Source organism: Skermanella stibiiresistens SB22 (assembly GCF_000576635.1).
GTDB classification, from domain to species: domain Bacteria; phylum Pseudomonadota; class Alphaproteobacteria; order Azospirillales; family Azospirillaceae; genus Skermanella; species Skermanella stibiiresistens.
Map to the genome: position 1 here is coordinate 1 of NZ_AVFL01000174.1, position 220 is coordinate 220.

Genomic DNA, 220 nt, shown 5'->3' on the forward strand with positions numbered 1-220 from the left:
CGACCTGGCGGGCGGGATTGGCGGACACCGTGCTTTCGCTGAAGATCGCCGGGACGCGGTTGGCCGTCATCAGGTCCACCACGCGGCGCACCTGCTGCGGCGTGCCCTGTTGATCGGCGTTGATCGGCCAGAGATACAGCTCGCGCAGGTCGAGATCCCGCGCCAGGTAGCTGAACGCGCCCTCGCTGGTCGCCAGCCAGCGCCGCTCGGGGGGAATGGC

1 protein-coding gene is annotated in these 220 nt (G+C 70.0%); it reads right to left on the reverse strand.

All coding sequences use genetic code 11. From position 1 onward, the window contains the following. The coding region (locus N825_RS35945) for a metal ABC transporter solute-binding protein, Zn/Mn family (RefSeq protein ID WP_037462681.1) at window positions 1-220 on the reverse strand (220 nt) is incomplete at both ends.